Source organism: Streptomyces kebangsaanensis (assembly GCF_001906585.1).
Lineage (GTDB): Bacteria > Actinomycetota > Actinomycetes > Streptomycetales > Streptomycetaceae > Streptomyces > Streptomyces kebangsaanensis.
In genome coordinates this window covers 47,731-54,795 of record NZ_JUJA01000037.1, presented here as the reverse complement: position 1 = coordinate 54,795, position 7,065 = coordinate 47,731, and the positions used below count along the sequence as shown (strand labels likewise).

General features: G+C 74.5%; 4 protein-coding genes and 2 pseudogenes. 2 read left to right on the top strand and 4 right to left on the bottom strand.

What is annotated here, in order from left to right:
• Positions 1-656 (bottom strand): response regulator (locus RH94_RS04930; protein WP_073946428.1); only part of this gene is annotated, 656 nt, incomplete at its 3' end.
• Entirely contained in the window at positions 653-2,992 is a 2,340-nt protein-coding gene (locus RH94_RS04925; protein ID WP_073946419.1) for a sensor histidine kinase, read from the bottom strand. The genes RH94_RS04930 and RH94_RS04925, both read right to left, overlap by 4 nt.
• Positions 2,993-3,228: 236 nt before the next feature.
• Here RH94_RS04925 and RH94_RS04920 point away from each other — a divergent pair, with 236 nt between their 5' ends.
• Entirely contained in the window at positions 3,229-3,678 is a 450-nt protein-coding gene (locus RH94_RS04920) for a DUF5707 domain-containing protein (protein ID WP_073946418.1), read from the top strand.
• A 134-nt stretch (positions 3,679-3,812) separates the two neighbouring features.
• Positions 3,813-4,241: pseudogene (locus tag RH94_RS42445) on the top strand (hypothetical protein); the annotation flags it as partial.
• Here RH94_RS42445 and RH94_RS04915 read toward each other — a convergent pair.
• Positions 4,235-6,763: an FtsX-like permease family protein gene (locus RH94_RS04915; RefSeq protein ID WP_073946417.1), complete on the bottom strand. Its 2,529-nt coding sequence runs from the start codon at positions 6,761-6,763 to the stop codon at positions 4,235-4,237. The pseudogene RH94_RS42445 and the gene RH94_RS04915 sit on opposite strands and share 7 nt — an antisense overlap.
• Positions 6,764-6,787: 24 nt before the next feature.
• Positions 6,788-7,065 (bottom strand): annotated as a pseudogene (locus RH94_RS42440) (ABC transporter ATP-binding protein); the annotation flags it as partial.

The following is a 7,065-nucleotide window of genomic DNA, read 5'->3' as shown; positions in this document are numbered from 1 at the left end:
TGGGCGAGGCCGAGGTCGTAGGCGAGGATCGTCGCCTGGACCCGGTCGCGCAGTCCGAGCTTGCGGAGCAGCGCGTTGATGTGGGACTTCACGGTGCCGACGGTGATGCCGAGGTGCTGGGCGATCTCCGCGTTGGTGAGTCCCGCGGCGATCAGGGTGAGGACGCCGCGCTCACGGCCGGTCAGGCTGTTGAGCTCGCGCGGGGTGCTGCCGCCCGGGAGTCCGGTGCTCGGTCTGGACGCGTAGTGGCCGATGAGCCGGCGGGTGGCGGACGGGGCGAGGACGCTCTCGCCGGCGGCCACCACCCGGATGCCGTGCAGCAGTTCGCCGGGGTGCACGTCCTTGAGGAGGAAACCGGAGGCGCCGGCGCGCAGTGCGTCGAAGACGTACGCGTCGAGGTCGAAGGTGGTCAGCACCAGGACACGGGGCGCGTTCTCCCCGCCGGTGATGATCCGGGTGGCGGCGATGCCGTCCAGTTCGGGCATGCGGACGTCCATGAGGACCACGTCGGGTGCCAGTTCCCCGGCGAGGCGTACCGCCTCGGCGCCGTCGGCGGCCTCGCCGACGACCGTCATGTCCTCCTCGGCGTCGATCACGGCGGCGAATCCCGCCCGTACGATGCCCTGGTCGTCGACGACCAGCACCCTGAGGCTCATCGTTGTCCCTCCTCGTTGTCCTGCGGTGCAATCGGCGCCGCGGTCAGCGGCAGCCGGACGCGCACCGGACCCGACGGGCCGGTGATGACCGTCCCGTCCGCCATCGCGGTCCGCGCCGCCAGTTGCTGACACAGGGCGGGACGGACGGTGTCCGGCACGCCGGTCGCCGTGATCGTCAACGCGGCGTCGTCCGCGTCGAGTTCCACCACCATCGGCTCCTCGCCGCCGGCCGCGAGTACCGTTTCGCAGGCATGGTAAGCGGCCAGGTCCACGGTGGTGGGCAGCCATCTCGGCATGCGGCCGGTCAGCCGTATCTCGACGTCGCGGCCAGTTGCCCGGATTTGGTGGGCGAGGAGGTCGAGAGCCTGGAGGGTGGGCTGCGGCCGCAGTGCGGGCGTGGCTTCGGCTCCCCGGACCGTGTCGAGCAGGGCGCGCATCGCGGCCAGCGCCTCGCGGGCGCGTTCGACGACCTCGTCGAGCCGGCCCGCCTCGGCCTGCGCGACCATGTCGGCGGTGCGCGCCAGCACGGTGGTCTCCAGCCCGGTGGCGATCCGGCGACGCTCGGCCCACGCGTCCTGAACCGCCTCCTCGGTCCAGGCCGCGAGATGCTTCGTCTGTGCACTGCGGGCGGCCCGGTCGCGGCGCCCGCGCAGGGTTCCGGCCCACCATGCCGCGCCGACCACGAGGGCCGCCTGGGCCGTGGCCGCCGCGGCGAGTGCCCAGACGGGGAAGGACGTGCCCCGGTGCACCAGGGCGGCGGTCGTGGCCGCCGCGTGCACCACCACGGGCACGACCGGGCCGGCCCGCGCAGGCAGGCGAGGGCGGCCTTCGGTGGCGGACGGCCCGGCGGCGGCCGTGCGGGCCGCGGCGGAGGCGACCACCGCGCAGGTGGCGGCCATGCTCAGCAGGGGCGGCAGGAGCACCCAGCCGGTGTACTCGCCCACGGCCATCGCCACCGGCCAGAGCAGGGCCAGACCGAGTACGACACCCTGGGCGGCGCCGGGTGCCCGGCGCCGCCACAGCAGCGCGAGCGCCTGCCCCGTGGCCAGCAGTGCGAAGAGCACGCCCGCCGACGCCCCCGGACCGCTCGACATGGCTTCCGTCCGGATGACCAGCAGGGAGAGCAGCGGGTGCACGGCGAGGCCGGTCGCGGCCGTCACCTGCGCCAGGCGGTACTGCCACGGGACCGGCCGCTTCACCGAGGCGGCGGCGACCCGGCCGGGCAGGACCGCGCTCACCTCCCAACCGCCCTGTGCCGTCGGGCCGCTGGTCAGGGTGCCGTCGGCCTCCCGGGCCCGCGACCGCAGAAAGCCCTGGCCGCGTCCTGAGCCGAGGCCGGCGCCGTGCGCCGCCGATCCGGCCGGCGGTGCGGTGCTCGTGACGACGATCTCCGTGCGGGCGTCGCCGTACCGGCACGTCACGGTGGTGTGCGCGCCGGGCGCATGCCGTGCCACGTTGGTCAGCGCCTCGCGCACGATGCCGTACGCCGCGTCCCCGACGGCACCGTCCGGCAGTGCGTCGATCTCGCACTCCACGTGCTGGCCCAGCCGGGAGAACCCGGCGACCAGACCCAGCAGCCGTTCCCTCGGTGACGGTTGCCGTTCCCGTGAGGGCGCCGGTGCCCTCACCGCACCGAGCGCCCGGGTGACCTCACGGCCGGTCTCGGCAGCGAACCGAAGGGCCTCGCCGACCAGTTCGGGACGACGGTCGCGCAGCCCGAGTGCCGCACCCGCCGTGACGACCACGGCCGTCAGATGGTGGGCGCTGACGTCGTGCAACTCCCGCTCCATCCGCTGCCGTTCGACCGCCGGGAGCCGGTGCCGCTCGAGCTCGGCCCGCTTCAGCTGCTGCTCGGCGGCCTGCCGTGTGCGCCGGCTCCGCCGTGCCAGCATGCCGGCGGCGGACGCGGCGGCGTACAGCACGGCCGTCAGGACGAGGTCGAGTCCATTGCGGTCACTGAGCCCGTGCAGGCTGAGGTTCTGCAGGAACTGCCAGGAGGCGAGCGCCACCACGCACAACAGAGCGGTGAAGGTGTCGCGTTCGTCGGCCACGGTGAACAGGGCCAGGGCCACGCCCGCTGTGCCCAGCACGGCCACGGCCCCGGTGGGCAGCGGTCCGGCCCCCAGCGCACAGGCGGCGGCGACCAGGACGAGGGTGGTCACCGGCTTCGAACGGCGCAGGCAGAGCGAGGCCGCCACCAGTCCGGCGACGAGGGCCGCCACGAAGAGGGCGGAGCCTGCCGGAACGGTCCCGCGGATCAGGTCCGCTCCCGGCCACACCAGGGCCTGAGCGCCGAGCAGCAGGAGGGGCAGCAGCCGGTCGTCGGTTCTCTTCATAAGGGATCAAGGCTATGACCGCAGGTGAGCGGCTGTCCTCCGGCCGGAGGCGGACCCTGTTCTCTTACCTGGGGTGCAGGCGCTGCACCCGCGGTTCGACGCGGCGATCGTCCCGCGGCGTGAGGACCGCGCCATGTCCCCGGCCATAGGCTCGATCACATCGGAAAGCGGCCGACCACCGGTTCCGCCACCGCTTTCCCGATACCTACTCTTCAGCCGACTCAGGGGGATCACCCATGTCCAAGCGCGTTCTCGTCCCGTCCGTCATCGGCGTCGTCGCCCTCGGCGCCATCGTCGCCGGCGGCTTCGCCATGGCCTCCACCGCCACCGAGGTGACCGTGGCGAACGGCTCGGCCCGCTACGTCGCCCCGTCCCCGCGCGGCGCGGGCAAGCTCACCTACACCGCGGACGTGAGCGACGACTCCGGTGTCCGGAGTCTCAACGTCATCGCGTGGCCGGCGAGTTCGAAGCTCGACCCCACCGAGGCGGAGCTGCGGCACGTGGACAGGGCCACGTGCCGCAGCACCTCGGAGGAGACGTCCCGCTGCACCTACACGCTGAAGGTGACGCAGCAGGAGGCGGCCGACCTGGCGGAAGGCACCTGGTACGTGTCCGTGCTGGCCACGGCGGAGGACGGCGACACGAGGTTCCTGCCCCGCGCGGCCACCTTCGACGTCACCCGCTGACCCGTCACCGGGGCCGGACGCGGGCAGGCGCCGGCCCGGCCCCCCGTCCGTGTACCGACGCGCGGTGCCGAGGACGCCGCCGCTCCGCGCAAGCGGGAGCGGCGGCGTCCTCGGCGTACCTGACGAGCAGGCNNGGCGGGCGGACCGGAGCCGTCCGGGCCGAACTCGTCGGGTCCGGCCGCACGTTCGCCGCGGGCGACGGAAAGGGCCTGATCGGCCGGCGCGACGGCGAGCACATCCGGACCCGCGCCGCCCTGTGCGACGAGCCCCACTGGCGGCGCACCGTCGGCGTCGCCCCCGGCGACACCGCGGCCGTCCGCGCCGAACTGCTCAAGCGGTTCGCCGGCTACCACGAGAGGCTGCGCGTGCTGATCACGGACAACGACGGCCCTTGCACCCACCGGCCCGTCGTCCGGGAGGCCACCGCCGCGTACGCGGACACCGCCGTGGTCTGTCCTGTCTGCCGGGAGCCGCTTACTTCGCAACGATCCCGTCATCGAGCCGGGCACGACAGTGGGCCGGTCATGCCGCCCGCCCAGTCACCCGGGGCGTCCGCTCACTGAGTCCGGAGGGCCTCCGCAGGCGGCGTGTGCAACGCGTGGCGGGCGGGGAGTTCGATCGCGAGGACCGCCGTCACGGTGACCGTCAGGGCGAGGGCGGGCAGCAGCCAGGCCGGACCCGCCGGCCAGGGGCGGCCGAGGAAGCCCTGGCCCACGAAGGCCAGGGGGAGCGCGGACAGCAGCAGGGCCGTAGTGAGCGCAGTGGCGGCGGTGACCGCGGCCTCGCGGCGCATCATCGCGCGGATCTGGCCGGGTGTGGTGCCGTTGAGGCGGAGGGCCGCCATCTCGGTCCTGCGCTGGGCGGTGGCGGCGACGAGCCTGGTGGCGATGCTCAGGAGCAGGTGTGTCAGCAGGACGACGATGACGGCCAGGTTGATCCACACCTCGGGCGGGGCGTTCTTCAGACCGCCCGCGGGACGGGGAACGGCATCCTGGAGGAGCAGGCCGGGGCGGGTCGTGGCGAGGGCGGCGAGTGCCTGCCGGGCCCCGGCGGTGCCGTCGGTGCGGACGAGGACGCTCTGGTCCAGCCCGGTGGTGGTGTGTCCGGCCGCAAGGTCGTGGGAGAGGATGACCGGGCCGAAACCGAGCCCCCTGGCGTACACGGCGACGACCTCGGCGTCGACCGGTGTGCCGTCGCCGAGGACCAGGCGCACCCTGCCGCCCACCTTCGCTCCCCTGGAGGCGGTCACGTCGCTGCTGACGGCGACGGTGTCGCCCGTCAGGCCCTGCAGACTGCCGTGGCGTACGTCGAGGTCGAGGACGTCCGAGGCGTCCGGGGTGAGGATCATCGCGGAGGCGGACTCGGCCGCGGTCTCGCCGAATTGCGCGTACTCCCACACCACGGTCGTGCTGCCGACGGAGCCGGCCGCCCGGACCCCGGGGACGCCCCGTACGGCGGTGAGCGTGCCGCCGGGCAGGCCACCCAGGTCCGGCGCGGTCAGCCGCTGCTGGGCGAGGGTGCCGGTGCGGATGTCGTCCGTGGTGGCGGCGAGCACGGTGGTCTGGGCGAGGGTGTAGGTCAGGACGAACACGACCGCCATGGCCAGGGTGCTGACGATGCCGGCGTTGCGCAGGGCGTAGGCGCGGATGTTGGACATCGCCAGCCAGGTCGGGGCGGAGGTGGCGGACCGGGTGCGCCGGGACGCGGCGATCCCGATGCGCCGGACGAGCTCCGGGCCGGCCAGAGCCAGGCCCACCGCACCGAGAATGCCCGCGAGGGAGGTGGCGGCGGAGGCGAGGAGGGTGCGGGAAAAGAGGGGTACGGCCGACAGGGTGGTCGCGGCGACGATGATCAGCAGTCCCGCGCGGGTGCGGGTCTTCGACGGGTTCCGGGGTTCGCTGCGCGACTCGGCGACCGCTTCCGTGGCGGGCATGCGGGAGGTGCGCCAGGCCGCACACCGGGCCGCGATCTGCACGGCGAGGACCGTCAGGAGGATCGTCGCGACGGCCGGCAACGGACTGACGGTCAGCGGGAGTGCCTCCGGTACGACCCCTCGGTCCGCGAGCATCCGGCGGAACTGCCCGGCCAGCAGATGGCCCAGCCCGACGCCGGGCACGAGCGCGGCGCCCGCGACGACGGTGGCCTGTGTGGCGGCGAGCCGCCTGATCTGACGGGGTGTCGCCCCGACGGCCCGCATCAGCGCCAGATCCCGGCGTTGCCCGCCGATCGACACCGCCAGCGCGCTCGCCACGACGAATCCGGTGATCAGCAGGACGATCCCCGCGAGTGAACCGGCCAGGACGATCAGCAGTGCGCGGGACGCGCCCGTGCCGGGCGACACCAGGTCTCCGCGGGCCGCCCCGGTGACCGTCTCCAGTCCGGTGCCCTTCAGCTTCGTACGGACCTCGGCGGCGACCCGTTCCCCGGCACCGGGCGCGGTCCGCAGACCGATCAGGTCGACGGTGTCCGCGCGAGGTCCTCCGGCGCCGCTCGCCCGGCCCGACAGCCGTGCGGCCGTCGGGTCGGCGAAAAGGATCCCGGCGTCCGGTGCGTCAACCACCGCCGAGACGCGGTAGCCGGTGGCGGGGCGGCCGACGGCGACGATCTCGGCCCGGTCGCCGACCCGGAGCCCCGCCGCGGCGGCGGTGGCGCCGTCCAGGGCGACCTCGCCCGGACCGGTGGGTGCGCGGCCGTCGATGTCCGGCTTCGCCAGCAGCCTGGTCGAGGACCAGCCATGCCCGGCGGACGCGGGATCGCGGGTCGGTACGACCCGGCCGCGGGCATCGACCAGGGCCGCGGGGAAACCGATGTCCCCGACCGCCGCCTCGACCCCCGGCAGTCCGGACAGGTCGGCGACCAGCGCGGCCGGGACCGTACGGCGTTCCGGGAGCGCGATCGGCAGGTCCCCCTGCGGGTGGAACTCCTGGTCGGCCGCGACCACGACGTCCGCGCCGGACAGGCGCCCGGCCGGCGGATGGGAGCGAAGCCCGGACTCGGCCAGGACGCCGGTGCCGGTGATCAGGGCGGCGCCGCCCAGCACCGCGCAGGCCATGGCGATCAGCGCGGTGATCCGATGGCCGGCCATGCGTGTCGTGAGACGGAACACGGCTCACCCCTCTCCCAGCGCCACGAGCCGACCGGCCAGTTCGTCGGCGGACGGCTTGTCCAGCTCCTCGACCACCCGGCCGTCGGCCATCACCAGCACCCGGTGCGCACGGGCCGCGGCGGCAGGGTCGTGGGTGACCATCACCACGGTCTGGTTCAGCTCGTCGACGAGATCCCGCAGCAGGTCGAGAACCTCGTGGGCGCCGCGCAGGTCCAGCGCGCCGGTCGGCTCGTCGGCGAACACGACGGCCGGCCTGGCCACCAGCGCCCGGACGACGGCGG